This window comes from Streptomyces sp. NPDC107528 (assembly GCF_055639295.1).
On the sequence record NZ_JBVKAV010000012.1, the window covers coordinates 203,725 to 229,790 of the forward strand.

Annotated in this window: 20 protein-coding genes; 15 read left to right on the plus strand and 5 right to left on the minus strand. The window is 70.3% G+C overall.

All coding sequences use genetic code 11. The annotated features are described in order from the left end of the window. The first annotated feature begins 84 nt into the window (after positions 1–84). From ACZ7L5_RS34310 to ACZ7L5_RS34320, 3 genes are all read left to right on the plus strand, one after another. On the plus strand, positions 85–2,622 hold the full coding sequence (locus ACZ7L5_RS34310) for a SpoIIE family protein phosphatase (RefSeq protein ID WP_471521811.1): 2,538 nt from the start codon (positions 85–87) through the stop codon (positions 2,620–2,622). Continuing rightward, positions 2,619–3,701: a sugar ABC transporter substrate-binding protein gene (locus ACZ7L5_RS34315; protein WP_471521813.1), complete on the plus strand. Its 1,083-nt coding sequence runs from the start codon at positions 2,619–2,621 to the stop codon at positions 3,699–3,701. Before ACZ7L5_RS34310 ends, ACZ7L5_RS34315 begins: the two co-directional genes overlap by 4 nt. Positions 3,702–3,765: 64 nt before the next feature. Next, entirely contained in the window at positions 3,766–3,942 is a 177-nt protein-coding gene (locus ACZ7L5_RS34320; RefSeq protein WP_362379010.1) for a hypothetical protein, read from the plus strand. 69 nt (positions 3,943–4,011) lie between these two features. Here ACZ7L5_RS34320 and ACZ7L5_RS34325 read toward each other — a convergent pair whose 3' ends face one another. Next, entirely contained in the window at positions 4,012–4,947 is a 936-nt protein-coding gene (locus ACZ7L5_RS34325) for a LysR family transcriptional regulator (protein WP_471522100.1), read from the minus strand. 174 nt (positions 4,948–5,121) lie between these two features. Beyond that, on the minus strand, positions 5,122–5,448 hold the full coding sequence (locus tag ACZ7L5_RS34330; protein WP_471521815.1) for a hypothetical protein: 327 nt from the start codon (positions 5,446–5,448) through the stop codon (positions 5,122–5,124). Positions 5,449–5,962: 514 nt separating this feature from the next. Between ACZ7L5_RS34330 and ACZ7L5_RS34335 the strand changes: the two genes are divergently transcribed. The 3 genes from ACZ7L5_RS34335 (at position 5,963) to ACZ7L5_RS34345 (ending at position 11,545) form a co-directional block, all read left to right on the plus strand. Then, on the plus strand, positions 5,963–8,263 hold the full coding sequence (locus tag ACZ7L5_RS34335; protein ID WP_471521817.1) for a glycosyl hydrolase family 95 catalytic domain-containing protein: 2,301 nt from the start codon (positions 5,963–5,965) through the stop codon (positions 8,261–8,263). A 37-nt stretch (positions 8,264–8,300) separates the two neighbouring features. Then, positions 8,301–10,190, plus strand: a complete 1,890-nt coding sequence (locus ACZ7L5_RS34340) for a glycoside hydrolase family 97 protein (protein ID WP_471521819.1) — start codon at positions 8,301–8,303, stop codon at positions 10,188–10,190. Between the two features lie 122 nt (positions 10,191–10,312). Continuing rightward, positions 10,313–11,545 (plus strand): glycoside hydrolase family 88 protein, encoded by a 1,233-nt coding sequence (locus ACZ7L5_RS34345; protein ID WP_471521821.1) that lies wholly within the window; start codon positions 10,313–10,315, stop codon positions 11,543–11,545. Positions 11,546–11,562: 17 nt separating this feature from the next. Here the strand turns inward: ACZ7L5_RS34345 and ACZ7L5_RS34350 are convergent, their stop codons facing one another. Beyond that, the gene (locus tag ACZ7L5_RS34350; RefSeq protein WP_471521823.1) at positions 11,563–12,840 is read right to left on the minus strand and encodes an alginate lyase family protein; all 1,278 of its coding nucleotides are present in this window, start codon (positions 12,838–12,840) and stop codon (positions 11,563–11,565) included. A gap of 219 nt (positions 12,841–13,059) precedes the next feature. On the opposite strand from ACZ7L5_RS34350, the gene ACZ7L5_RS34355 reads away from it, so the two are divergent. From ACZ7L5_RS34355 to ACZ7L5_RS34375, 5 genes are all read left to right on the plus strand, one after another. Further along, positions 13,060–14,145, plus strand: coding sequence for an S-(hydroxymethyl)mycothiol dehydrogenase (locus ACZ7L5_RS34355; protein ID WP_471521825.1), 1,086 nt, complete (start codon positions 13,060–13,062; stop codon positions 14,143–14,145). Further along, on the plus strand, positions 14,145–14,774 hold the full coding sequence (locus ACZ7L5_RS34360) for an MBL fold metallo-hydrolase (protein ID WP_471521827.1): 630 nt from the start codon (positions 14,145–14,147) through the stop codon (positions 14,772–14,774). The genes ACZ7L5_RS34355 and ACZ7L5_RS34360 overlap by 1 nt, the downstream gene beginning before the upstream one ends. A 196-nt stretch (positions 14,775–14,970) precedes the next feature. Then, a complete protein-coding gene (locus tag ACZ7L5_RS34365; protein WP_328429278.1) occupies positions 14,971–15,333 on the plus strand; it encodes a bifunctional 3-phenylpropionate/cinnamic acid dioxygenase ferredoxin subunit in 363 nt (120 codons plus the stop codon). Beyond that, positions 15,330–16,493 (plus strand): NAD(P)/FAD-dependent oxidoreductase, encoded by a 1,164-nt coding sequence (locus ACZ7L5_RS34370; RefSeq protein ID WP_471521829.1) that lies wholly within the window; start codon positions 15,330–15,332, stop codon positions 16,491–16,493. Before ACZ7L5_RS34365 ends, ACZ7L5_RS34370 begins: the two co-directional genes overlap by 4 nt. Before the next feature lie 50 nt (positions 16,494–16,543). Beyond that, positions 16,544–17,674 carry an aromatic ring-hydroxylating oxygenase subunit alpha gene (locus tag ACZ7L5_RS34375; RefSeq protein WP_471521831.1) on the plus strand — a complete coding sequence of 377 codons (1,131 nt, stop codon included), beginning with the start codon at positions 16,544–16,546 and terminating at the stop codon, positions 17,672–17,674. 9 nt (positions 17,675–17,683) lie between these two features. On the opposite strand, the gene ACZ7L5_RS34380 is transcribed toward ACZ7L5_RS34375, so the two are convergent. Further along, positions 17,684–18,466, minus strand: coding sequence for an IclR family transcriptional regulator (locus tag ACZ7L5_RS34380; RefSeq protein ID WP_471522102.1), 783 nt, complete (start codon positions 18,464–18,466; stop codon positions 17,684–17,686). A gap of 166 nt (positions 18,467–18,632) precedes the next feature. On the opposite strand from ACZ7L5_RS34380, the gene betA reads away from it, so the two are divergent. Next, the gene (gene betA / locus ACZ7L5_RS34385) at positions 18,633–20,303 is read left to right on the plus strand and encodes a choline dehydrogenase (protein ID WP_471521833.1); all 1,671 of its coding nucleotides are present in this window, start codon (positions 18,633–18,635) and stop codon (positions 20,301–20,303) included. A 75-nt stretch (positions 20,304–20,378) separates the two neighbouring features. Here the strand turns inward: betA and purU are convergent, their stop codons facing one another. Next, positions 20,379–21,260: a formyltetrahydrofolate deformylase gene (purU, locus tag ACZ7L5_RS34390; RefSeq protein ID WP_471022828.1), complete on the minus strand. Its 882-nt coding sequence runs from the start codon at positions 21,258–21,260 to the stop codon at positions 20,379–20,381. A gap of 215 nt (positions 21,261–21,475) precedes the next feature. On the opposite strand from purU, the gene ACZ7L5_RS34395 reads away from it, so the two are divergent. Genes ACZ7L5_RS34395 through ACZ7L5_RS34405 form a run of 3 tightly spaced genes read left to right on the plus strand, consistent with a single transcriptional unit; the run spans position 21,476 to position 26,054 of the window. After that, positions 21,476–22,945, plus strand: coding sequence for an aldehyde dehydrogenase family protein (locus tag ACZ7L5_RS34395; RefSeq protein WP_471521835.1), 1,470 nt, complete (start codon positions 21,476–21,478; stop codon positions 22,943–22,945). A 20-nt stretch (positions 22,946–22,965) separates the two neighbouring features. After that, positions 22,966–24,051, plus strand: a complete 1,086-nt coding sequence (locus ACZ7L5_RS34400) for a quaternary amine ABC transporter ATP-binding protein (protein ID WP_328883176.1) — start codon at positions 22,966–22,968, stop codon at positions 24,049–24,051. After that, positions 24,051–26,054 (plus strand): ABC transporter permease, encoded by a 2,004-nt coding sequence (locus ACZ7L5_RS34405; protein ID WP_471521838.1) that lies wholly within the window; start codon positions 24,051–24,053, stop codon positions 26,052–26,054. Before ACZ7L5_RS34400 ends, ACZ7L5_RS34405 begins: the two co-directional genes overlap by 1 nt. Positions 26,055–26,066 lie beyond the last annotated feature (12 nt).

Sequence of the window (26,066 nt, forward strand, 5' to 3'; positions counted from 1 at the left end):
TCTGGTGGGGGAGCGACCGGGGCGGCGGGAGGTGCCCCGATCTCCTTCGGCACCTCCGGCACGGACGGGAGGTTGGTTGCGGACATGCCTCATGACGGCCGTGCCCGGACCGGAGTTTCGGCCCCGGGGGCATCCGAGGTCGGCACCGCAGACACCGGTTCACCGCCAACGGGGCCGCAGGCCGCCACGAGCGACCGGGCCCTGACGTTCGCCGGAGCGGCGCTGGCGGCCGTCTACGCGCCCAATGCCGGCGACGGCGCGCTTCAGCTGCTGGAGACGGCCGGGGGCGCCAATCCCGAATACCGGTTGCCCGAGCGGCTCGCCCTGTCGGGCGGATCGGCCGCGGCACACGCCTTCCGCACCGACCGTCCGCTGTGGCTGAACGCCGCGGCCCTTGCCTCCTACCCCGTCGGCGCCCCCACCCCGCCGCGAGCGAGAGCGGCGTCGCTCGGCGCGCTGCCCCTGGAGAGGGAAGGCATCCGGCTGGGCTGCCTGGTCGTCGTGGGGGCCTCCGCGGACGGCTTCGACGCCGGGCAGCAGCGCTTCCTCGAGCGGTACGCCGACGCGCTCGCCGGTCTGCTGCAGGCCGAGTCGGGCCGGCCCGCGACCTCGGGCCTGCTCAGCCGTGCCCTGCGAAGTCTGCGCGTCGGCTCCTTCGTGCTGGAGCCGGACACCGGACTGATCGAGGCGGACGGGACCCTGCTCGAACTGGTCGGCACGACCGCGGACGACTTCGACGGCAAGGCGGACACCCTCCTCGCGCACGCCCTCCCCGAGGACATGCCCGCCCTGATGTCGGTCCTGGAGCCCTCCGCCCAGACGCCCGGCCGGCGCGAGCTGGAGTTCCGGGTCCGCTGTCCCACCGGCGAGATGCGCTGGCTGAGCCTGATCTGCCGGGTCGTACCGCACATCGACGACCGGCCGGAGCAGGTGCTGGGCGTGGTCACGGCCACCTCGGTCAAGAGCCGCAGCGCCGACGACGTCTCCCGGATCCAGTGGCTGACCGCCGCACTCGACGACGCCGCGACGGTCCGCGACGTCGGCCGGGTCGCGGTGACCGCGCTGCGCGAGCCCCTCGGCGCCGACCGGGTGGCGCTCGCCGATGTGCGAGAGGACCGCCTCGTCGTGACCCTGCTCGACCCGCCGCAGCCCGACGCCTGGCCCGACCTGTGGCGGGCCCAGTGGCGTTCCGAGTGGCCCGACGCGCCGGTCGGCGCCCTGCCCACCCTGCAGATGGCCCTCCAGGACGGCCGGATGGATCTGTGGCCCGCGGGCACGGCCCTCGAACCCGGACTCGCGGGCATCGGCGCCGGCGGCCTGGCCGTCCTGCCGCTCCCGGCCAAGGGCCGGGTCACCGGCGTGTGCCTCGTCGGGTGGGAGCAGCCGCACGAGTTCATCCCCGAGGAGCGGTCCCTGCTGACCGCCACCGCGGCGTTGATCGGGCAGGCCCTCAAACGGGCCCACGCCTACGACGCCGAGCAGGAACTCGCGACCATGCTGCAGCGCAGCCTGCTGCCCCGTCGCCTGCCCGAACTGCCCGGCGGAACGGCCGTCGCCCGCTACCTGCCCGCCAGGCGCGGGCTCCAGGTGGGCGGTGACTGGTACGACGTCATCGCCCTGTCCCAGGACCGGGTGGCGCTGGTCATCGGCGATGTGCAGGGGCACAGTGCCGCCGCCGCCACGATCATGGGCCAGATGCGTACGGCGGTCAGGGCGTACGCCGTGGAGGGCCACCCGCCCGACGTGGTCGTCTCCCACGCCAACCGTCTTCTGGTCGGCATGGAGACCGACCTGTTCGCCACCTGCTGCTATGTCGAACTGGACATGGAGGAGGGCAACACCCTGTTCGTGCGGGCCGGGCACCTGTCACCGCTGCTGCGCCACGCCGACGGCGGCACCGAGGAGGTGCAGGTCGAGGGCGGGCCGCCACTGGGGATCCTCGCCGAGGCGGACTTCCCCATGACAGCGGTCGCACTGACCCCCGGTTCGGTGCTCGCCCTGGTCACCGACGGTCTGGTCGAGGCCGCCGATCTGCCCCTGGACGTCGGCATGGAGCGGACGCGCAGCGCGCTCGCCGCGGCCGACCCGGCGGATCCGGCGCGGATGGCCGACGCGCTGCTCGGCGACATCGGCCGGCGTGAGGACGACGTGGCGCTGTTGCTGCTGCGCTACGACGGCATGCGGACCCGGCCGATCCGGTCCAGCTGGGTGGTGTGGCGGCTGCCCGACGCGGTCATGCACGCCCGCCGCTTCACCGCGCGCACCCTGCGCAAGTGGCACGTCCAGGAAGCCGCCGACGCGGTGCTGCTCGTCGTGTCCGAACTGGTCACCAACGCCCTGGTGCACACCCAGGGGTCGGTCACCCTCGATTTGATGCTGCGCGGCGACCGGGTACGGGTCAGCGTGAGCGATGCCTCGCCGCGGGCTCCCGCCAAGCCGGTGATCGTGGACTGGGAGTCGACCGGCGGCCGGGGCCTGCTCCTCGTCGAAGCGGTGTCGGACTCCTTCGGCTCGGTGCCGGTGGCCGGCGGGAAGCAGGTGTGGAGCGAGGTCACCGTGCCGCGGCGCGGGCCCGCGCCGGCCGACTCGAGCCTCTCGACGGAACGGGGCGAGCTGCCATGAGGACCCGAATGCTGCACGTCGTCGCGGCGCTCGTCGTGGGACTGCTGACGGTGCCCCTGGCCGCCTGCGGCGGAGACGACGAGGCCGGCGGGGACAGCTACATGGTCGGTCTGCTGCTCCCGAACCGGGTCACTCCCCGCTGGGAGCAGTCCGACAAGCCGTTGATCGAACAGCACCTCAGGCAGCTGTGCCCCGGCTGCACCATGGTGTACGCCAACGCCGAGAACGACGCGGCGCGACAGCGGGAACAGATGATCTCCATGATCACCAAGGGGGTCGAGGTCCTGATCCTCGACCCCGCCGACAGCAAGGCGCTGCGCTCCCCTATCCAGGAGGCACGCCGGGCGGGTGTCCCGGTCGTCGCGTACGACCGGCTCGCCGAGGGCGCGATCTCCGGCTTCGTCAGCTTCGACGGCGATCAGGTCGGCCGGCTGCAGGGCGAGGCGATCCTGAAGGCCATGCGGGAGAGGCGCAACGGCAGAACGGTCGTGATGATGAACGGCGATCCGAGCAGCGCCAACGCGGCGTGGTTCCGCAAGGGCGCGCTGTCCGTCATCGCGGGCAAGGCCAAGATCGCCAGGTCGTACGACACCGTGGGCTGGAGCCCGGAGAACGCCCACGCCAACATGACCGCCGCCATCTCCGCCCTGGGGGCGGACCGTATCAGCGGTGTCGTCGCGGCCAACGACGCCATCGCAGCGGGCGTCGTCTCCGCCTTCAAGAACGCCGGTGTCCGCCAGCTTCCCCCGATCACCGGGCAGGACGCCGACCTCGAGGCCGCGCGGCGCATCGTCGCCGGCGAGCAGTACATGACCGTGTACAAGCCGTTCGAGAAGGAGGCCGCCGCGGCCGCCGCCATGGCCGTCGCCCTCGGCAACGGAGACGGCGCCGACGAGGTCTCGACGACGACCACCGACAGCCCGACGCACCAGGACATCCCGTCCATCCTGCTCACTCCGCGAGCGGTGACGGCAGCGAACCTCAAGCAGACCCTCGTCGACGGCGGCCTCTACACCACACAGCAGATCTGCACGCCCAGGCTCCGCTCCGCCTGCGCCGCGCTCGGACTCACCGGGTGAGCCGGGCTGGTCGGTGCGACGGGCCGGGCGCAGCATGGAGATGAGCGACCAACGGAGGTCAGCCATGAAGACCCGAGCCTCGGACTACGACCGTTGGCTGTACTCGCACACCCCTTCCCAGGCCGAGGGCGAACGCGATGAACCGGCGGAGCGCGCGGCGGTCGAGCAGCACCCCGACGTCCCCAGGACCGAGCCGTCCCAGGCCGAGGGAGAACGGGTGGACGACTTCAGGACCCCGTGATCGCCGGTCGGCGGTCAGCCGTGCGGGCATGGGCGCACCCTCGCCGAAAGGTGGCTGCCCCAAGGCCCGTCACCTGCGCCGAGCCCATGTCGGTGTCCAGATCTCGCCGCCCGGTGGGTCCCGGCGGACCGACGTGAAGTGCTCCCGGAGCGCGGTGAGGGCCGGGTGCGGGTTGTCGGCGCGCCACAGGAGTGAGTGCGGGTAGACCGGTGTCGGGTCGCGCAGCGCGATGAGCCGCATGTCGTACCCGGCGGGCCGGACCAGAGGCGTCTGAGTGCCGAGGAAGGTCGCCAGTGTCGAGGAGGCCGCGATCGTGTCGATGAGGGCCTCGACACCGAAGTTGGGGCCGGTGGCCTCGATGGTCAGCCCGAAGTCCGCGGCCAGCGCCTCGTAGTACGCGGTCCACTCCGCGCCGGGGACGTTGCCCGGCATCCAGATCGGATGGCCCGCCAGCTGAGCGGGGGTGACCGCCGAGGCGCCGGCGAACGGGTGCGCCGGGCCGGTGAACAGGTGGAGCGGCTCGTCGTGGACCGCGGTGATCTCGATGCCGTCGGGGATCCGCTGCCCGGGCATCGTGACCGCGCGGAACGTGGCGTCGATGACACCGTCCCGGACGGCCGCGATGGCCTCCTCGGAGCCGGGGAGGATCACCACGTCCAGGGCGACCGAGGGATGCGCGCGGTGGAAGTCGCGCAGCACCCCGGCCAGCGAGACCCGTCGGCCGACCACGTCGACGCGCAGGGCACGGCTGCCGGGACGTACCGAGGATCTCGCCCTCTCCTCGGCCTGGATCAGGGTCCGGGCATGGGCCAGGAACGCCTGCCCGTCGATGGTGAGCTCCGCGCCGCGCGGTGTGCGGGTCAGCAGCCGCACACCCAGGTCCCTCTCCAGCGTGGCGACCCGCTTGGAGACGGCCTGCTGGGTGAGGCCCAGGTCGACGGCGGCCTTCTGGAACTGGCCGGCGTCCGCGACGGCGACGAAGGTGCGTACGGCGTTGAGATCCACAGCCGCCAACCTAGCCGCGCACCCGGATTCCTTCGTCCTGTCCTGGAAGCCGTCCACGCCCAGCTCCGTGATGCCCGCGTAGAGCCGGCTCCATGTGCTGCCGCTGGGCGTGTCGCGGTCGAACAGGCCCGGGGCCGGCTCGTCCATCTCGTCCAGGAAGATCTGCGCCACCGACTAGGGGTGCCAGCAGGCGTTGCTGTAGCGGTAGATGGCATCGAGGATGCGGGTGAAGACGTCGAGGTCCGGGGCGAGCGGCACGAGTGTCCGCTTCGCCGGGCCCCGCAGTCCGCTCCAGATGTGCACGGTCCCGTCGTGGCGATGCAGATGGATCTCACCGTACTCGAAGGCGCCGACGGCGATCAGGCCCGCCGCGGCCACGCCGTCGGGCAGACCCTCCTCGGACAGGGCGCCGTCGGCCGGGGGCCGCATCGCGTTGCCCGGATGGGCGTCGTATGGGGCGCTGTGGCATACCCGCATCGCGGGTATGCCGATGTCCCGCAAGTGCCTCCTGCTTCCTGGATGTTCGAGCCCCTCGGGGAGGTCGCTCTCGGGTATGCGCGCAGCACATGGCGCTCGCCGAAGGCGTCGTCGACCCGAGCCGGGGTGAGCGGGCCCGTCGGACGGCGCGGGGCCGGTCGCGGGAGGCGCTCGACGTGCCTCCCGCGGCAAGGGCGATTCCGGCAGGGCCTCTCCGTCCCGCACCCGCACTCTGCGGCCCGTCTCCGGGACGAGCCCCGGCGACGCCAACTGCTGGTCCTCACCGCGTTCCCGGACGAGGCGGCCCTCCTGCTCAAGCCATGGCTGCGCGACTTACGCCCCACGGTGTCTCTCCATACATCGGATGAGTCAGGAACTTGGACGGGGTTCGCTGACATAGGTATGGAGGTCAGAGCTGATTAGTGGCCTCTATCGGCGCTATTCCCGGTGCAGTTGAGGTCATTGACAGGTGCACTAGGCCTGCTAGGTTCCGCGATACACCCGATGTATCGACGATCGTCAGGTCTGGAGGACGAAGATGACCTCACAGCCGGAGAGACGCTCGCAGGTGGCCCGCCGAGCCGTACTCGGCACCGCGCTCGGCGGCGCGGCAGCGGCGGCCCTTCCCGGGACGGCCCACGCAGACGTGCCCTTACCGGCGCGCCGGCACCCCTGGAGACTCCGGAACACCATGTCCACCGACGGCGCCTGGTCGACGTTCCTGCGCGGACAGGACCTGCTGTGGACCAAACTGCCCACCCGCTGGTACGAGGGCCCGTTCCTCGGCGACGGACTGCTCGGCAGCATGGTCTACCAGGAGCCCGGCGCCAACCGGATCCGCTTCACCGTCCAGCACGGCCGAGTCCAGGACCACCGCCCCGAGTTCGGCAGCGGCTGGGGCACCTGCCGGCTACCGGTGGGGCATCTGACGCTCGACCCCGTCGGCACCATCACCGCCGTCGACTGGCGGCTGAGCCTGTGGAACGCCGAACTCACCGGCACCGTCACCACCACGGCCGGCACGCTCACCCTCGCCGCCCTCATCCACGACGAGGTCCTGGCCGTACGCGCGACGGCCGACGGCGACGAACGGGTCGACTGGACGTTCCACCCCGAGGAGGCCATCAGCCCACGAAAGATCAGCGAGGCGCCGCCCGCCGACTACACCGCCAACCCGCCCTGGACCACGCACACCACCGCCGACGGCACCGATCAGGTGCTCCAGCCCCTCACCGGCGGCGGTCAGACCGCCACCGCACACCGTCGGACCGGCGACGACCTGCTGCTCAGCGTCGGACACAGCTTCCCCTCCGAGACCGCCGCCGAGGCCGACTCGCTGCGCAACCTGCGCCGCGCGACGTCGTACGGCGCCCTCAGGCGTCGGCACAACCGCTGGTGGCACGCGTTCTACCGGAAGAGCTTCGTCTCGCTCCCCGACCAGCGGCTCCAGAGCTTCCACTGGATCCAGCTCTACAAGGTCGCCTCCGCCAGCCGCGCGGACGGCCCGGTCATGGCGACCTGCGGTCCCTGGCTGGAACCCACCCCCTGGCCCGCGGTCTGGTGGAACCTCAACATCCAGCTGGAGTACTGGCTCATCCACGGCTCCAACCACCCGGAACTCGACGCGCTCGCCACCACCGTGCGCCAGAACCAGGAACAGCTCATCGCCAACGTGCCCGCCGCCTACCGCGCGGACAGCTCCGGCGTCGGCCGCAGTTCCGACATGTTCGCCACCCGGAGTGTGCCGGTGATCGGCACCGGCGGCGAGGCCGGCAACCTCACCTGGGCGCTGCACAACGTCTGGCTGTCCTACCGGCACTCGATGGACAGGAACCTGCTGCGCGACACGATCTACCCCGTGCTGCGCCGGGCCATCAGCTACTACCTGCACTTCCTCACTCCGGGCAGCGACGGCAAGCTCCACCTGCCGAGCACGCTCTCGCCCGAGTACCCCGTCGTACCGCCCCAGGACACCAACTACGACCTGGCCCTCATCCGCTGGGGCTGCCAGACCCTCATCGACTCCGCCGAACTCCTCGGCATCGACGACGAGTTGACCCCACGCTGGCGCGAGGTGCTGGCCAAACTCGCGCCGTACCCGGTCGACGCCGACGGCTTCATGATCGGCGCCGACACCCCGTACGCGCAGTCCCACCGGCACTATTCGCACCTGCTGATGGTGTACCCGCTGTACCTCGTCACCTGGGACCAGCACGAGAGCCGCGACCTGATCACCAAGTCGGTGGAGCACTGGCACGCCATCACCGGCGCCCACCGCGGCTACAGCTACACCGGAGCCGCCTCGATCTACGCGATGACCGGCGACGGCGACACCGCGATCGGCTACCTGCGGAAGTTCTTCGACACGTCCACCCGCTACCCCTGCCAGGCCAACACCCACTACACCGAGGCCGGGCCGGTCATCGAGACGCCGCTGTCTGCCTCGCAGTCCCTGCACGACATGTTCTGCCAGAGCTGGGGCGGCGTGATCCGCGTCTTCCCGGCCGTCCCCACCGCCTGGGCGGACGTCACCCTGCACGACTTCCGCACCCAGGGAGCCTTCCTGGTCAGCGCCGTCCGCGAGGCCGGGACCACCCGGTTCATCCGGATCAGGAGCCTGGCGGGCGAACCGCTCAAGCTCCGTCACGGCCTCACCGGCAGGCTCACCGTGCTGCTCGACGACGGCACCCCGGCCCGTACCCGCGACCTGGGCGACGGGACCCTCGCCATCGACCTGCCCAAGGGCCGCGAGGTCCTCGTCCACTCCGGTTCCCGGCCCGACCTCGTCATCGCACCCGTCGCCGTCGGCGAACCGGGTCCGGCCTGGGGACTGCCGTAGCAACCGTCCATCCGGATCCACACCACGGAGAACCCTCATGGCTGTTCCGATCAGAACCGCGGCCGCCGCGCTCTGCGCCGGGCTGGTGGCCGCACTCCTCACGACCGCGCCCGCGCGGGCCGAACAGAACGAGCACGTCTGGTCCGTGTCCGCCCCCGAACGCAAGGCGTCGCCACGTGCTCAAGTGACGCTGGACGACGGCACGTTGAGCCTGGCGGTGTCCCGCGGCGGCCGTACGGTCATCGAACCGTCGCCGGTCGGCATCGTCACCGAACAGGCCGATTTCTCCCAGGACTTGCGCTTCCTGCACCGGAGGGACCGGCTGGTCGACGAGCGGTACCGGACCCGGTCCGGCAAGCGCCTGGACCGCAGGGCCCGCATGAACGAGACCCGGCTGTCCTTCGCCACCGCCTCCGGCGCCCGGCTCGACCTCGTCGTCCGCGCCGCCCCCGACGGCATCGCCTACCGGTACGTCCTGCCCGCCGGGTACGGAGACGTGCTCGGCGAGACCTCCGCCTTCAACCTGCCGCCGGACGCGAGCGCGTGGCTGGGCACCTACCGGGTCGACAACGAGGGCCAGTTCATCCAGTACACCGCCGCCACCGCCCCCACCGGCGAGTACTCGGACCAGGCGCTGTTCGCGACCGACGGCGGCTACACGCTGCTCGCCGAGTCCGACCTCACCGGCACCTACTCCGGCGCCCGACTCGCACACGACAAGGGCGCCGGCACCTACCGCATCAAGCTCGCCGACGAGCGGATCCGCACCGACGGCCCGCTCGCCACGCCCTGGCGGGCCATGGTCACCGGCGACCTCGCCACCGTCACCCGGTCCACCTTCACCGACGACCTCGCCCCCGCCTCCAAGGTCGCCGACCCCTCGTGGATCCGGCCGGGCACGGTCCTGTGGACCTGGCTCGCGGGCGGCAAGGAGGCAGGCCAGAGCCTCACCGCACAGAAGGCCTACGTCGACTACGCGGCCGAACGGAACTGGCGCTACGAGGCCGTCGACGCCGGCTGGTACTTCAAGACCGACGAGTGGGACACCACCGACCCGAACTGGCAGACCAACAGCTGGATGCCCGAACTCGTCGACCACGCGCGCGCCAAGGGCGTCGGCATCATCGTCTGGATCCACCAGCGCGACCTCGACACACCCGAGGAGCGCGCCCAGTGGTTGCCCACCCTGGAGCGCTGGGGCGTCAAGGGAGTCAAGATCGACTTCATGAACTCCGAGGCGCAGCCGATGCTCCGGTGGTACGACGCCATCCTTGAGGAGACCGCCGCCCACCACCTCATGGTCGACTTCCACGGCTCCACGATCCCCAAGGGCATCCAGCGCACCTGGCCACAGGTCATGACCCTGGAGGGCGTCGCCGGCGAGGAGAAGCGCACCAACACCGCAGCTCACCTGACCACCCTGCCCTTCACCCGCAACGTCATCGGCTCCATGGACTTCACCCCGGGCGCCTTCCAGCGCGTCGGCCTGCGCCCCAACTCCGACGCGGCCGAGGTCGGGCTCACCGTCGCCTACGAGTCGGGCCAGCAGATGTTCGCGGGCACTCCCGGGTCCTACGACGAACGTCCCCTGGCCCGGGCCTACTTCGACCAGGTCCCGGCAGCCTGGGACGACACCCGGCTGCTCGCGGGCCGACCCGGTCAGGATGCCGTACTCGCCCGTCGCAGCGGCGACCGCTGGTTCCTCGGCGGCGTCTACGCAGGTGCCGCCCGCGCTGCCGAGGTGCCGCTGACCATCGGCCCCGGGCGGTGGCTGGTCGAGACGATCGAGGACGGCGCCGACGGGCTCGTCCGGAACCGGCAGGTGCTGCGCGGCGGAGACACCCTCGGCGTGGATGTCGTGGCCAACGGCGGCTTCGCCGCAATCGCCTGCCCATGGCGACCGGGGATCAGCAGCTGCCACCGGTGAGCACCGTCGATCCCGACCGTGTTCACACTGATGAACATGGCTCACATGGGTGTACAGCAGTGCGTCCGCCGTGCAACGCTCGGTCAACTCCGTTCTCCCATTGACCAGTTGGAGGAACCGGCATGAGCGTTTCCCGGCGGACGGTGCTGGCCACGGCGGTCGGCGCCGCAGCGACAGGCGCCTCCTCGACATCCGCCACGGCCGCGGACGTGAACGCCGGTCGGACACCGGCATCGACCCTGCGCAGGCTCCGCACGGCGGCCGACTACGCCGTCGAGAAGCTGCATGCCGTCGCACCGACCGTGACCGCCTTCCCCGTCGGCACGAAGTTCGAGAAGTGGACCTACTCGCAGAACGGCGACTGGGTCGGCGGGTTCTGGCCGGGCACGCTGTGGATGGCCTGGCTTTACAGCAAGGACGACACCTTCCGCACGCAGGCGCTGGCCTCGGCGCAGAAGCTGGCCCCGCGCCAGTACGACACCGGCACGCACGACCTCGGCTTCCTCTTCTACCCGTCCTGGGTCACCGCCTGGCGGCTGACGGGCGACGAGGCGTGGCGGACCGGTGCCGTACGGGCGGCCGACTCCCTGATCCAGCGGTACAACCCGCGCGGGCGCTTCATCAGAGCGTGGGGCGCGCTGAACGACGAGCGGAACGCCGGCCGCGTCATCATCGACACGATGATGAACCTCGACCTGCTCGCGTTCGCGAGCAGCCGCACCGGCGACGACAAGTACCTGGACATCGCTGTGGAGCACGCGAGGACCGCTCAGCGGGTCTTCCTGCGCCCGGACGGATCGACGCCCCACGTCTACGACTTCGACCCGAGCAGCGGGGCCGCGATCGGCCCGAACACGGTGCAGGGGTACAGCCTCACGTCGTGCTGGTCGCGCGGTCAGGCGTGGGGACTGTACGGGTTCACCACGATGTACCGCCGCACCGGGAATCCCGAGTTCCTGGCCACGGCCCGCAGACTCGCGGACTTCGCGATCGGGGCGCTCACCGCGGACCACGTCCCGGTGTGGGACTACCGCGCGCCGCAACAGCCGTACGACATCAAGGACGCGTCGGCCGGGGCGATCATGGCGTGCGGACTGCTCGACCTGTCCGCGGCCACCGGCAGGCACGCCTACCGCGAGGTGGCGCTGCGGCTGCTCACCGCGCTCTCGGAGACGTGCCTGACGAAGGACTCGGCGCGCGCGGAAGCAGTGGTGGCCCGCTGCACGCGAAACCGTCCGGCCGAGGACGGGATCGAGATCTCCCTTCCGTACGCCGACTACTACCTGCTGGAAGGCATCCTGCGGGTGCTGCAGCCGCAGGACGTCGACCGAGCGATCGACCTTTCCAGGGTCTGACCCGGTAGGGCCGGCGGTCACCCCGCGATGGAGTCCAGCTGTTCCGCCGCCGGGCGCAGGGCCCACAGGTCGCCGCCCGGCGGCGCCTCCAGCAGCGGTACGGCTCGCTGCGCCTGCCGGTCCCCGGCGTCGGCGGCCGCGTGCACGACGTCGGCCGCCGCGTACCGGTGGAACTCCATCTCGGGGTGCGGCCAGGCGGCCGCTCCCGTCGCCGCGGGAAGCAGATAGTCCACGGCCTTGAACAGGCTCTGCCCGTCAGGTCCTCGGTAGGCCCACAGGTTCACACCGACGTGCCGGCCGATGTCCGCGAGCCGGGTGTAGGCGACCAGGTCGAACGTCGAGTAGTGCCAGCTCCTGGTCCGGGTCAGCTCCTGCGGCTGGCTGCCGTCGGACGCGATCTGCGGCGCGATGCGCTTGCTCCGGGCGTCCAGGACCGTCCGGCGGGCCAGGTCCTCTTCGCCGGTCGCGTAGGCGAGGGCGGCGAGCTGCATGTCGTAGAAGGTGCCGTGGTTGTTGGTGGCGGCGGCCTCCTGCTTGCCGAAGTCGCTGTTGAGGAGCCAGTTGCGGAAGGCGGTGTTCCACCGCGCCATGCCGGTGCGGTCCTCCGCGGTCCAGCCAGGAGCGCCCGTCTTCAGCAGGGCGATTGCGTCGAGGACGCTGGTGTACGACTGCGAGAAGTCGATGATGCCGATGGCGCGGCCGTCGTACTTGCAGGGAATGAACTGGGCGTGGTCGAGGTTCGGGTTCATCCTCGTGGCCGGATCGAGGAACCAGGTCCGCAGCACCTGCCCGGCCTTCTCGGCGTACCGCTTGTCGCCGGTGTAGTACCAGGCGAGCGAGAGGTCGTAGCTGGAGTCGAAGGTCTTCTCGACGTCCTGGCGGTCGGTGCCGGAGTCGACCTCCGGGTTGCGCTCGCCGTCACGTTGCACATACGGGCAGCCCCAGGGGTTGTCCTGGGTCGGGGCCTTGGTCGGCCACCAGTACGGCGCCTGACTGAGGTAGTCGTGGACGTCGCCGCCGGGCGCGGGCCGGGGCTTGTCGACGACCGTCCAGGGACCCTGGTTCAGCCATCTGTCGGCGCGTGTCCGCAACGCCCTCAGTGCCTGGCGGAGTTGGGGATCACCGTGGTCGATGCGGATCTTCGTCTGGTGCAGACGCTGACCGTCCAGGACGGCGGTGTGGGGGATGCGAGGGGCCCGCTGTGCCTCGGCCGGAGCCGAGGCTGCGGGGACGGCGCCGGTGGTGAACGCGGCCAGGACCGCCAGCAGGACACCCAAGCGGGATCTTGCAGTCATGAGCCACTCCCTGACTGTGGTGTTCAAGAGTGTGAATAGCGTTCAGATCCGTGGTGGCGTGAGCATGCCATGGTGGTCGGTTCCATGGAAGGGGTCATGCCGCGGTTTGTCGGGCTCTTGACCGCCGTTCGGCTCTCCCTGATGCTGTGTTGCGACGTACGAGATGCGTGCCGTAATGAGCAACATCTGATTCCGGTCTCGACCAGCCGAGGAGTGGCCATGACGCACCAGGTCCGTGCTGTCGTCGCGCGGGGCAAGGGTGCCCCCGTCAGCCTGGAGACGATCCTCGTGCCGGATCCGGGCCCGGGCGAGGCGTTGGTGAAGATCGAGGCCTGCGGGGTGTGCCACACCGACCTGCACTATCGCGAGGGTGGCATCAACGACGACTTCCCCTTCCTGCTCGGCCATGAGGCCGCCGGTGTCGTGGAGTCGGTGGGGGAGGGCGTCACCGATGTCGCCCCCGGCGACTTCGTCGTCCTCAACTGGCGTGCGGTGTGCGGGCAGTGCCGGGGCTGTCTGCGCGGCCGGCCGTGGTACTGCTTCGCCACCCACAACGCGAAGCAGAAGATGACCTTGCCGGACGGCACCGAGTTGTCGCCGGCGCTGGGCATCGGTGCGTTCGCGGAGAAGACGCTGGTGGCGGCGGGGCAGTGCACGAAGGTCGACCCGGCCGTGTCGGCGGCCGTGGCAGGCCTGCTGGGCTGCGGCGTGATGGCGGGCATCGGCGCTGCCATCAACACCGGCAACGTCGACCGGGGTGACTCGGTCGCCGTCATCGGCTGCGGCGGTGTCGGAGCCGCGGCGGTCGCGGGGTCCGGCCTCGCGGGCGCGGCGAAGATCATCGCGGTGGACATCGACGACCGCAAGCTGGAGACCGCCAGGAAACTGGGCGCGACGCACACCGTCAACTCCAAGGACTCCGACGCGGTCGAGGCGATCCGTGAGCTGACCGGCGGTTTCGGCGCCGACGTCGTCATCGAGGCGGTCGGCCGCCCGGAGACGTACAAGCAGGCCTTCTACGCCCGCGACCTCGCCGGCACGGTCGTCCTGGTCGGTGTCCCGACCCCGGAGATGAAGCTGGAGCTGCCGCTGCTGGACGTCTTCGGACGCGGCGGCGCCCTGAAGTCGTCCTGGTACGGCGACTGCCTGCCGAGCCGGGACTTCCCGATGCTGATCGACCTCCATCTGCAGGGCCGGCTGCCCCTGGACGCCTTCGTCACGGAGACCATCGCGCTGGACGACGTCGAGAAGGCGTTCGAGCGCATGCACCACGGTGACGTCCTGCGCTCCGTGGTGATCCTCTGATGGCCGCCCGCATCGAACGCCTCGTCACCTCGGGGACGTTCTCCCTGGACGGCGGCACCTGGGACGTCGACAACAACGTGTGGATCGTCGGCGACGACACCGAGGCGATCGTCATCGACGCCGCCCACGACGCCGGGGCGATCGCCGAAGCCCTCGGGGACCGCACCTTGCGGGCCATCGTGTGCACCCACGCCCACAACGACCACATCGACGCCGCTCCCGAACTCGCTGAGCGCACCCGGGCCCCGGTTCTGCTCCACGCCGACGACCTGCCGCTGTGGAAGCAGACCCACCCCGACCGGATGCCCGACGGCGATCTGTCCGACGGCCAGGTGCTCACGGTGGCCGGCATCGAACTGACCGTGCTGCACACGCCGGGCCACGCCCCCGGAGCGGTCTGTCTGTATGCGCCGGCCCTGACGGCGCTCTTCAGCGGCGACACCCTGTTCGCCGGCGGGCCGGGGGCGACGGGGAGGTCGTACAGCGACTTCCCGACCATCGTCGAGTCGATCAGGGAGCGGCTGCTGACTCTGCCGGGCGACACGGTCGTGAACACCGGGCACGGGCAAGCCACGACCGTGGCCGCGGAGGCCCCGCACCTCCAGGAGTGGCTCGACCGCGGCTTCTGACCGCCCCCCGGATGGTTTTCGTACGGCGCCCGTTCCACCTGTTTCCGCAGGTGGTTCGGGCGTTTCGAGCTGCCCGGAAATCGTGTGAACGGCCCGTCCGAACGAGCCCCATGGATGCCTTGACAACGCTTCCGAGCGGCCTTCAGACTGGCGTTGCGCTCATCGCAATCCGTTTCGCTATACGCACCGAGGTGTCATGATGATTCCCGCGTGCCGTCTCGCGGATCTCCCGCGAGGCGAGGCCCTCCGGCTCGATATCGATCCGCCGGTCTCGGTGTTCCACACCGACGATGGCGAGCTCTTCGCCATCGACGACACCTGCACCCACCAGGACGCGTCGCTCGCCGACGGCTGGCTGGAGGGCTGCGAGGTGGAATGCCCGCTGCATGCCTCGAAGTTCGACCTGCGTACCGGCGCGGTCGACGCCCCGCCGGCGAAGCTCCCGGTCCGGACCCATGAGGTCGTCGTCGAGGACGGCGTGGTCCACGTCCGGCTGTCCATGGACGCCCCCAACCTGCCGCCCTGCATCGCAGCCCGGCTCGCCGGGGGAGTCGCGTGAGGACGGTGGCCGTGGTCGGCGCCTCGCTCGCCGGTCTGTCGGCGGCCCGCTCCCTGCGCAAGCAGGGCTACGACGGACGGCTGGTCGTCATCGGGGACGAGCTGCACCGCCCCTACGACAGGCCCCCGCTGTCCAAGGAGTTCCTGGCCGGCACCCTCGGCGAGACGGAGCTCGCGCTGGAGACGGACGACGAGGACCTGCGGGCCGAGTGGCTGCTCGGCTCCCGCGCCGTCGGACTCGACCGCACGCAGCGCACCGTCCGGCTCGCCGACGGACGCGAGGTGCGCGCCGACGGAGTGGTCCTCGCGACCGGCGCCGCGGCGCGTACGCTGCCCGGCTCCGATGGCCTGTCCGGGGTGCACACCCTGCGCACCCTGGACGACGCCCGCGCCCTGCGCGACGAACTGGCCCGCGGCGGACGGCTGGTGGTGATCGGCGGCGGCTTCATCGGGGCGGAGGTCGCCTCCACCGCGTACGCCCTCGGGCTCGAAGTGACCGTGGTGGAGGTGGCGCCGACACCCCTCGCCGGACCGCTCGGCGAGACCATGGGTGCCGTCGTCTCCGCGCTCCACGCCGACCACGGCGTACGGCTGTTGTGCGGTGTGGGCGTCAAGGGACTGAGCGGGGAGACCCGCGTCGACGCCGTCCTGCTGGAGGACGGCCGCAGCCTCCCCGCCGACATCGTCGTGGTCGGGGTCGGCGCGAGTCCGTGCGTGCAGTGGCTCGACGGCTCCGGCGTCGAACTCGACAACGGCGTCAAGTGCGGCGCGGACGGCCGTACCAGCCTGGCCGGTGTGGTCGCGGTCGGCGACTGCGCCAACTGGTACGACCCCCGTGCGGGCTTCCACCGCCGGGTCGAGCACTGGACCGGTGCGCGGGAGCGCCCCGACGCCGCGGTCGCCGCGCTGCTGGCGGGGGGTGCGGTGGCACCGGGTGTGCCCCGGCCGCCGTACTTCTGGTCCGACCAGTACGGCGTGAAGATCCAGTTCGTCGGGCATGCGGCCGGCGCCGACAGCGTGACCGTCGAGGCGGGCGCCACCGACGACCGTGACGTGCTCGCCGTCTACCGGCGTGCCGGGGACCCGGTCGCCGTGCTCGGGATGAACCAACCGCGCCTGTTCACCCGCTGGCGCAAGCAGCTCGCCGCGGCGACGTCCTGACCCCGCCCCTGAGGCATCACCCAGCCACGACGTCCTCCGAGGAGTGCACCGTGACCTCGACCAGCCTGCCGGACAGTCTGATCGCCACTCTCCCCGGCTCCTCCTACACGGATCCGGTGATCTTCGCCCAGGAGCAGGAGCGCATATTCGAGACCATGTGGTTCTGCGTCGCGCGCGCGTCCGACCTCGCGAAGCCCGGCGCCTTCCGCACCTTCGACGTGGGCCGCGAGAGCATCCTCGTCACCCGGGCGAGGGACAACGGCATCCGCGCGTACTTCAACGTGTGCCGGCACCGCGGAGCCAAGCTCTGCACCCAGGAGTCCGGCGAGGTCAAGCGGGCCTTCCAGTGCCCGTACCACGCCTGGACGTACGACCTGAGCGGCAAGCTCGTCGCGGCACCCAACCTCACCAAGATGCCCGACGTCGGCCGCACCGAGTACGGCCTGGTGAGCGTGGCCGTGCGTGAGTGGCTCGGCTATGTGTGGGTGTGCCTCGCGGAGAACCCGCCCTCCTTCGAGGAGGAGGTCATCGGTGAGATCGTCGCCCGCCTCGGCGACGTCGAGGCGATCGAGCGCTACGACATCGACAGCCTCTCGGTGGGCCGGCGGATCGTCTACGACGTCCGGGCGAACTGGAAGCTCATCATCGAGAACTTCATGGAGTGCTACCACTGCGCTACCATCCACCCCGAACTCACCGAGGTGCTCCCGGAGTTCGCGGACGGCTACGCCGCCCAGTACTACGTCGGACACGGCGCCGAGTTCGGTGAGGACGTCCAGGGCTTCACCGTCGACGGGTCCGAGGGCCTGGACCGTATCCCCGGGGTTGCACAGGACCAGGACCGCCGGTACTACGCGATCACCGTCAGGCCGCAGGTGTTCATCAACCTCGTCCCCGACCACGTGATCTTCCACCGGATGTATCCGGTGTCCGTCGACCGCACGATCGTCGAGTGCGACTGGCTCTACCTCCCGCACGTCGTCGACAGCGGCAAGGACGTCAGCCGGTCCGTGGAACTCTTCGACCGGGTCAACCGCCAGGACTTCGACGCGTGCGAACGCACACAGCCCGGCATGAGCTCCCGGCTGTACGCCAAGGGGGGCGTGCTGGTGCCGAGCGAGCACCACATCGGTGCCTTCCACGACTGGGTGAACGAGCGACTCGGCGTCCCGCGTTCGTAGCCGGGCGGGTCAGCCCAGGTAGCCCATTCGATGGCTGATCTCCTCGGCGCCCTTGAGCAGCACCGGGGAGAGCTCGTGCAGGCGCTCCTCGGTGAAGCGGTAGGCGGGCCCGGAGGCGCTGAGGGCCGCGACGACCTCGCCGTCCCGGTTGCGGACCGGCGCGGCGAAGGCGTGCAGGCCGATCTCCAGCTCTTCGAGGGTGAAGGAGTAGCCGCGCTCGCGGGCCTCGGCGAGGTTCTTCTCGAGCTTCGTCTTCGCGGTGATGGTGTTCGGGGTGACCTTCTTCATGCCCGTGGTGGACAGCAGCGCGGCGCGCTCCTTCGCGGGCATGTGGGCCAGCAGGATCTTGCCGCTCGACGTGGCGTGCAGCGGGGTCAGCTGGCCGACCCAGTTGTGCGCTGTGATCGCGCCCGGGCCGCGAACCTGGTAGAGATTGATCGCGTAGTGCTCCTGCATGACGGCGATATTGACCGTCTCGCCGAGCTCCTCGGCGAGGCGTTCGCAGACCGGACGGCCCTGCTGGGTGATGTCGATACGGCCGGTGACCGCGCCGGCCAGCCGGACGATGCCGAAACCGAGCCGGTACTTGCCACGCTCGCCCGCCTGCTCCACCAGACCGCGCGCCTCCAGGGCGCCGAGCAGGCGGAAGGCGGTGGACTTGTGCACATCGATCTCGGCCGCGACCTCGCTGACGCCGGCTTCACCACGCTGGGCGAGGATCTCCAGCACGCTGATGGCACGATCCACCGACTGGACGCCGCCGGCCTGCGAGTTCGACGTTTCCGTGTCCATGCTGTAGTTGCTCACAGTAAAACTATACGCGCAGTAAACAACGCCACGGCAAGCAACAGAGCCGTGATCAGCCCGTGAAAAGTTGCGCGGTTCGCAACCTGGTGCGTATCGCGAACCCACCGCTAGCATGCCTCGCGTATCAACGGCGCGAGCGAGACGAGGCACCATGGCTCCTGTGCACTTCGACTTCCTCATCGTCGGCGGCGGATCGGCCGGCAGCGCACTGGCGAACCGGCTCTCCGCGGACCCGGCCAACCGGGTGCTGGTACTGGAGGCGGGCCGCTCCGACTATCCGTGGGACGTCTTCATCCACATGCCCGCGGCGCTGACCTACCCGATCGGCAACCGGTTCTACGACTGGAAGTACGAGTCCGAGCCCGAGCCCCACATGGGCGGCAGGCGCGTCTATCACGCCCGCGGCAAGGTGCTGGGCGGCTCCAGCAGCATCAACGGCATGATCTTCCAGCGTGGCAACCCCATGGACTACGAGCGCTGGGCGGCCGACCCGGGCATGGAGACCTGGGACTACGCACACTGTCTGCCGTACTTCCGGCGGATGGAGAACTGTCTGGCGGCCGACGAGGACGACGAGTTCCGCGGCCACGACGGCCCTCTCGTGCTCGAACGCGGCCCGGCCACCAACCCCCTGTTCGGCGCCTTCCTCAAGGCCACCGAGGAGGCGGGCTACCCCCGCACCGAGGATGTCAACGGCTACCGGCAGGAGGGCTTCGCCAAGTTCGACCGCAACGTCCATCGCGGCCGCCGCCTGTCCGCCTCGAAGGCGTACCTCAAGCCCGCCATGGACCGGCCGAATCTCACGGTCAGGACCCGCACCCTCGTCACCCGGGTCCTCTTCGAGGGCAACCGCGCGGTCGGCGTCGAGTGCCGGCGCGGCCGGGGCCCGGTCAAGCAGGTCCGCGCCAAGGAGGTCATCCTCTGCGGCGGCGCGATCAACTCCCCGCAGCTGCTCCAGCTCTCCGGTGTCGGCAACGCCGAGGAGCTGCGCGCACTCGGCGTCGACGTGGTCCACGACCTCCCGGGCGTCGGCGAGAACATGCAGGACCACCTGGAGGTCTACGTCCAGTACGCCTCCAAGCAGCCCGTCTCCATGCAGCCGTACATGGCGAAGTGGCGGGCCCCGTTCATCGGGCTCCAGTGGCTCTTCCGCAAGGGCCCGGCCGCCACCAACCACTTCGAGGCCGGCGGCTTCGCCCGCAGCAACGACGACGTGGACTACCCCAACCTGATGTTCCACTTCCTGCCCGTCGCGGTCCGCTACGACGGCTCCTCGCCCTCCGGCGGCCACGGCTACCAGGTCCATGTGGGCCCGATGTACTCCGACGCCATCGGCTCCGTGAAGATCAAGAGCAAGGACCCGAACGAGCACCCGGCGCTGCGCTTCAACTATCTCTCCACCGAGCAGGACCGCCGCGAATGGGTCGAGGCGATCCGCGTGGCCCGCAGGATCCTCGAACAGCCGGCCCTCGCCCCCTACAGCGGCGGGGAGATCTCGCCGGGGCCGGGCGTCGCGACCGACGACGAGATCCTCGCCTGGGTGGCCGAGGAGGGCGAGACCGCCCTGCATCCCTCCTGCACGTGCAAGATGGGCACCGACGACATGTCCGTCGTCGACCCCACCAGCTTGCGGGTGCACGGCGTGGAGGGCCTGCGCGTCGTGGACGCCTCCGTGATGCCGTACGTCACCAACGGCAACATCTACGCCCCGGTGATGATGATCGCCGAGAAGGCCGCCGACCTCATCCTCGGCAGGCAGCCGCTGGAGCCGTCCACGGCCGCGTACTACCGCTACCCCGACGTCCGGAAGCAGGCGAAGTAGACGCGAGGCTGAAGCCTCGCCGTATACGACGAGTGGGCCGGGAAGCCGGCCCACTCACCCATGTGGCCGAGTCGTTCAGCGGAAAACGACCGTGCGGTTGCCCTCCACCATCACGCGGCTCTCGCTGTGCCACTTCACGGCGTGCGCCAGCACCTGCGCCTCCACGTCCCGGCCGACCGTGACCAGCTCGCCGGGGTCGAGTGAGTGGTCCACCCTGACCACGTCCTGCTCGATGATCTGGCCCTCGTCGAGGTCCGGCGTCACATAGTGGGCGGTCGCGCCGACCAGCTTCACGCCGCGCTGGTAGGCCTGCTCGTAGGGGCGCGCGCCCTTGAAGCTGGGCAGGAAGGAGTGGTGGATGTTGATGGCGCGGCCCTCCAGCTGCTTGCAGAGGTCGTCGGAGAGGATCTGCATGTAGCGGGCCAGCACCACGAGGTCGATGTCCAGCTCCTGCACCAGCTCCAGCAGCCGCGCCTCGGCCTCCGGCTTGGTCTCCTTGGTCACCGGGACGTGGTGGAAGGGGACGCCGTAGGTCTGCGCGAGTCCCTCGAAGTCCCGGTGATTGGAGACGATCGCGGGGATCTCGATGTTGAGGGAGCCGGAGCGCATGCGGAACAGCAGGTCGTTGAGGCAGTGTCCGAACCTGGACACCATGATCAGTGTCCGGACCGGCGTGGCGGCCTCGCTCAGCGCCCAGGAGATGCGGTAGGCCTGAGCGACGGGACCGAACCGGTAACGCAGGCTTTCCAGGGCGACGTTCGGATCGGAGACGTCGAAATGGACCCGCATGAAGAAGCGGTCCTGGAGTCGGTCGTCGAACTGCTGGCTTTCCAGGATGTTTCCGGAGTTCCTGACGAGAAAGCCGCTCACGGCGTGAACGAGACCGGCACTGTCGGGACAGGAGAGGGTGAGAACGTACTCGCGGCCGGATGGCGATCGGGGGAACTTGGGGGACACGTCGGCCTCCGTCGGTGCGCATTGCACAACATGGTGAGCGATGCGCAACATGGTCTGCTCGGTGCCGCTTCCGGTCAAGGGTGGCCGGGAACGTGATCGCATGGTCAAATCGTCATCGGCCAACCTCTTGACGTCCGTCCGGTCGTTCGCAAGGGTGTTCCACCACAAGCAATCGGGTGCACGATGCGCAACGACTTCGTTGAAAGGCTCGGCGCGTGGCAGACCTGTACGTGGATGGCGAATGGCGTGAGCCGGTGGCCGGCGGGCAGCGGGAGATCCGCTGCCCCGCCGACGGCACGCTCGTGGCGACCGTGTCGGAAGGGACACGTGCCGACACCGAAGCGGCGATCGCCGCGGCCCGCCGCGCCTTCGACGAGGGGACCTGGCCGGGCACTCCCGAGCGGGAGCGCGGCGCACTCCTGCTGCGCACCGCCGACCTGATGGAGCGCGACGCCAAGGAGTTCGCCCGCGCCGAGTCCCTGGACACCGGCAAGCGGCTGGTGGAGAGCGAGTACGACATCGCCGATGTCGTCTCCTGTTTCCGCTACTACGGCGGCATGGCGGGCACCGACGCCGGCCGTGTGATCGACACCGGCCGTGACGACGCCGTGAGCCGCGTCGTCCACGAGCCGGTCGGCGTGTGCGGACTGATCACGCCCTGGAACTACCCGCTGTTGCAGGCCAGTTGGAAGGTCGCCCCGGCGCTCCTGGCCGGCGATACGATCGTCCTCAAGCCCAGTGAGCTCACCCCCTCCACCTCCATCCTGCTGCTGAAGGCCCTGGAGGAGGCCGGGCTCCCGGCCGGTGCCGCAAACCTCGTCCTGGGCCCGGGGCCCGAGGCGGGCGCACCGCTCAGCGAGCACCCCTCCGTCGACATGGTCTCCTTCACCGGGGGCGTCGAGACCGGCAAACGCATCATGGCCACCGCCGCCGCGAGCGTGAAGAAGGTGGCGCTGGAACTCGGCGGCAAGAACCCCAACGTGGTCTTCGCCGACGCCGACTTCGAGACGGCCGTGGACTTCGCGCTCACGGCCGTCTTCCTGCACTCCGGGCAGGTCTGCTCGGCCGGCGCCCGGCTGATCGTCGAGGACCGCCTGCACGACCGCTTCGTCGACGAGGTCGTCCGCCGTGCCCGGCGGATCCGCCTCGGTGGCCCCTTCGACCCCGAGGCCGAGACCGGGCCGCTGATCTCCGCACAGCACCGCGCCAAGGTCGAGGCGTATGTCGCGGCCGGCATCGCCGAGGGCGCCCGTTTGCGCTGCGGCGGCGCCCGGCCGGACGACCCCGCCCTGGACGACGGCCACTACTACCTCCCCACCGTGCTCGACGAGTGCCGACAGGACATGCGCGTGGTGCACGAGGAGTCCTTCGGACCCGTGCTCACGGTCGAGCGCTTCACCGACGAGGCCGACGCCGTACGCATCGCCAACGACACCGAGTACGGACTGGCCGGAGCCGTCTGGACACGGGACGCGGGCAAGGCCCAGCGCGTCGCCCGGCGGCTGCGTCACGGCACGGTGTGGATCAACGACTACCACCCCTATGTGCCGCAGGCGGAATGGGGTGGGTTCGGGCATTCGGGCGTGGGCCGGGAGTTGGGACCGACCGGCCTGGACGAGTACCGGGAGACCAAGCACATCTGGCAGAACATCCAACCCCGGCCGCAACACTGGTTCCGCGGCTGAACGCCGAAAAGAGGTCGAACGTGACCACACAGACCGAGGTGCCGCAGCGGCGCGGCACGCCGCAGGACTCGGGCTCCACCCCGGTCATATCCGTACGCAGGCTGTGGAAGGTGTTCGGGCCGAAGGCCGACCAGGTGCCGGACTCCGAGGAGTTGCGCGGCCTCACCCGCCGCGAGCTCATGGACCGCACCGGATGCACCGCAGCCGTACGGGACGTCCACTTCGACGTCTCGCCCGGCGAGGTCTTCGTCGTCATGGGCCTGTCCGGCTCCGGCAAGTCCACGCTGGTGCGATGTCTGACCCGGCTGATCGAACCCACCGCCGGCGAGATCGTCTTCGAGGGCGAGGACATCCGCAAGGCCGACGCGGGACGCCTGCGCGACCTGCGGCGCCGCAAGTTCTCCATGGTCTTCCAGCACTTCGGTCTGCTGCCCCACCGCCGCGTCGTCGACAACGTGGCGTTCGGGCTGGAGATCCGCGGCATGGGCAGGGCAGAACGGGCCAAGCGGGCCATGGAGGTCGTCGAACTCGTCGGCCTCGCCGGCTACGAGAACTCCTACCCCGACCAGCTCTCCGGCGGTATGCAGCAGCGCGTCGGGCTCGCCCGCGCACTGGCCGGCGAGCCGGACGTGCTCTTCTTCGACGAGCCGTTCTCCGCGCTCGACCCACTGATCCGGCGCGACATGCAGAACGAGGTCATCCGCCTGCACCACGAGGTCGGCAAGACCATGGTGTTCATCACCCACGACCTCTCCGAGGCCCTCAAGCTCGGCGACCGCATCCTGATCATGCGCGACGGCAAGATGGTCCAGTGCGGCACCGGCGACGAGCTGGTGGGCGCCCCGGCGGACGACTACGTACGCGAGTTCGTGAAGGACGTGCCACGCGGTGACGTGCTGACCCTGCGCTGGATCATGCGCCCGGCACAGCCCGACGACGCCCTGGACGGACCGGAGTTGGGTCCGGACGTCGTCGTGCGCGAGGCCACCCGGGCCGTACTGGCCGCCGAGAAGCCGGTGAAGGTCGTCGAGAACGGCAAGCTGCTCGGCATCGTCGGCGACGAGGAGATCCTCGCGGTGGTCGCCGGGCGGGAAGGTGACGCGTGATGACCGTCGCCATGGAGAAACCCGAGAAGACCGGGGTCGTCGAGGAACCGGCCGCTCCCGCAAGGGCCGAGCGCAGGATCAGCCGGCCCATGGTGGTCGCCGCGATCCTCGTCGTCTGGCTGGTGCTGTTCCTCGTGCTGCGCGGCAAGCAGACCCTGACCCTGGCGGCGGCCGACCTGACCGATCTGCACCGGTGGTTCAACGACGTCAACGACTCGATCGGCGCGAACCGCAACTCCAACCCCCTCTTCCTGTACTTCTTCAATGAGATCCGCCTGGTCATCGACTCCCTGGTGACCTTCGTCCAGGAGCTGATCTCGCAGCCCGCCGCCGGCCGGCCCGTCCCGCAGATCGGCTGGCTGGGTGTCGTGGGCATCGTGGGCTACGTCTCCTGGGCCGTGGGCAACTGGCGGGTCGCACTCCTCGCGGTGGCCGGCTTCACCTTCCTGGGCCTTCAGGGCCTGTGGCAGGAGAGCATGGACACCCTGGCCCTCACCGTCTCCGCGGTCTTCGTGGCGCTGCTGTTCGCGATCCCACTGGGTGTGTGGGCGGGGCTGTCCGACCGGGTCAACCGGATCGTGACGCCCTTCCTGGACTTCATGCAGACGATGCCGACCTTCGTCTATCTGGCCCCGCTGACGCTGTTCTTCCTCATCGGCCCGGCCTCCGCCACCATCGCCACGCTGATCTACGCGGCACCGCCCGCGATCCGTATCACCGCGCACGCCATCCGGTCCGTGCCGACGACCACGGTCGAGGCGGCCGACTCGATGGGCGCCACGCGACGGCAGACCCTGACGAAGGTGCTGCTGCCGATGTCCAAGCGGACCGTGGTGATGGGTGTCAACCAGACCATCATGGCCGCCCTGGCGATGGTCACCATCGCGGCCCTGATCGACGCGCCCGGCCTCGGCAAGACCGTCGTGCAGGCACTGCAGTCCCTCGACGTCGGCACGGCCTTCAACGCGGGCCTGGCCATTGTCGTCATGGCCATCGTGCTGGACCGGGTCACCACCGCGGCGAGCGGACGCGAGGAGGAGGCCCGGCGTTCGAAGAACCGCTTCCTGGCCTGGCGGCGCCCGCTCCTCGGCGTGGGCGCGGCGATCGCGGCCGTCCTGGTATTCCTCTCCCACACCTATGTGTGGGCGGCGGAGTTCCCCGGCGAGGGCGGCGTCGGCAGCACCATCTCCAGCGGGGCGGACAGCGTGACCACCTGGGCGCAGGACAACCTGGGGGGCCTGACCAACGCCATCCGTGACGTCATCACCACCGGTCTGCTCAACCCGTTCCAGACACTGCTCACGGACTCCCCGTGGTGGCTCGTCGGCGCGGCCCTGATCGCGCTCGGCGTCGTCGTCGGCGGCCTGCGCGCCGGCATCACCACGGCCGTCTGCGTGGGCCTGCTGGTCGGCACCGGGGTGTGGTCGGACAGCATGACCACGCTGGCGTCGACCGTCGTCGCCACGGTCCTGGTGATGCTGCTCGGCATCGGCTTCGGCGTGTGGATGGGGCGCAGTGCGCTGGTGGACCGGCTGATCCGGCCCACCCTGGACGCGGCCCAGGTCATGCCGCCGTTCGTCTATCTCGTGCCGTTCCTCGCCCTGTTCGGCGCGACCCGCTTCACGGCGATCGTCGCCGCCGTCGTCTACGCGGCCCCCGTCGCCATGAAGATCATCGCCGACGGGGTGCGGAACGTGCCGGCGACCACCGTGGAGGCGGCCACCTCCGCCGGGTGCAACACCTGGCAGATCATCACCAAGGTCCAACTGCCGATGGCACGCAGCGCCCTGACCCTGGCGACCAACCAGGGCCTGATCTATGTGCTGTCGATGGTCGTGGTGGGCGGCCTGGTGGGCGCGGGCGCCCTCGGCTACGACGTCGTGGCCGGCTTCTCACAGGGCCAGCTGTACGGGAAGGGGCTCGCCGCGGGGCTCGCCATCGTCCTTCTCGGAGTCATGTTCGACCGGATCACCCAGGCAGCGGCGCGACGTGCCGGCGCATAAGGAGTCACTGAT

Coding starts and splice junctions, on each gene's coding strand:
- ACZ7L5_RS34310 (WP_471521811.1), top strand. CDS start 85: ATGCCTCATGACGGCCGTGCCCGGACCGGAGTTTCGGCCCCGGGGGCA.
- ACZ7L5_RS34315 (WP_471521813.1), top strand. CDS start 2,619: ATGAGGACCCGAATGCTGCACGTCGTCGCGGCGCTCGTCGTGGGACTG.
- ACZ7L5_RS34320 (WP_362379010.1), top strand. CDS start 3,766: ATGAAGACCCGAGCCTCGGACTACGACCGTTGGCTGTACTCGCACACC.
- ACZ7L5_RS34335 (WP_471521817.1), top strand. CDS start 5,963: ATGACCTCACAGCCGGAGAGACGCTCGCAGGTGGCCCGCCGAGCCGTA.
- ACZ7L5_RS34340 (WP_471521819.1), top strand. CDS start 8,301: ATGGCTGTTCCGATCAGAACCGCGGCCGCCGCGCTCTGCGCCGGGCTG.
- ACZ7L5_RS34345 (WP_471521821.1), top strand. CDS start 10,313: ATGAGCGTTTCCCGGCGGACGGTGCTGGCCACGGCGGTCGGCGCCGCA.
- ACZ7L5_RS34350 (WP_471521823.1), bottom strand. CDS start 12,840: ATGACTGCAAGATCCCGCTTGGGTGTCCTGCTGGCGGTCCTGGCCGCG.
- ACZ7L5_RS34355 (WP_471521825.1), top strand. CDS start 13,060: ATGACGCACCAGGTCCGTGCTGTCGTCGCGCGGGGCAAGGGTGCCCCC.
- ACZ7L5_RS34360 (WP_471521827.1), top strand. CDS start 14,145: ATGGCCGCCCGCATCGAACGCCTCGTCACCTCGGGGACGTTCTCCCTG.
- ACZ7L5_RS34365 (WP_328429278.1), top strand. CDS start 14,971: ATGATGATTCCCGCGTGCCGTCTCGCGGATCTCCCGCGAGGCGAGGCC.
- ACZ7L5_RS34380 (WP_471522102.1), bottom strand. CDS start 18,466: ATGGACACGGAAACGTCGAACTCGCAGGCCGGCGGCGTCCAGTCGGTG.
- betA (WP_471521833.1), top strand. CDS start 18,633: ATGGCTCCTGTGCACTTCGACTTCCTCATCGTCGGCGGCGGATCGGCC.
- ACZ7L5_RS34405 (WP_471521838.1), top strand. CDS start 24,051: ATGACCGTCGCCATGGAGAAACCCGAGAAGACCGGGGTCGTCGAGGAA.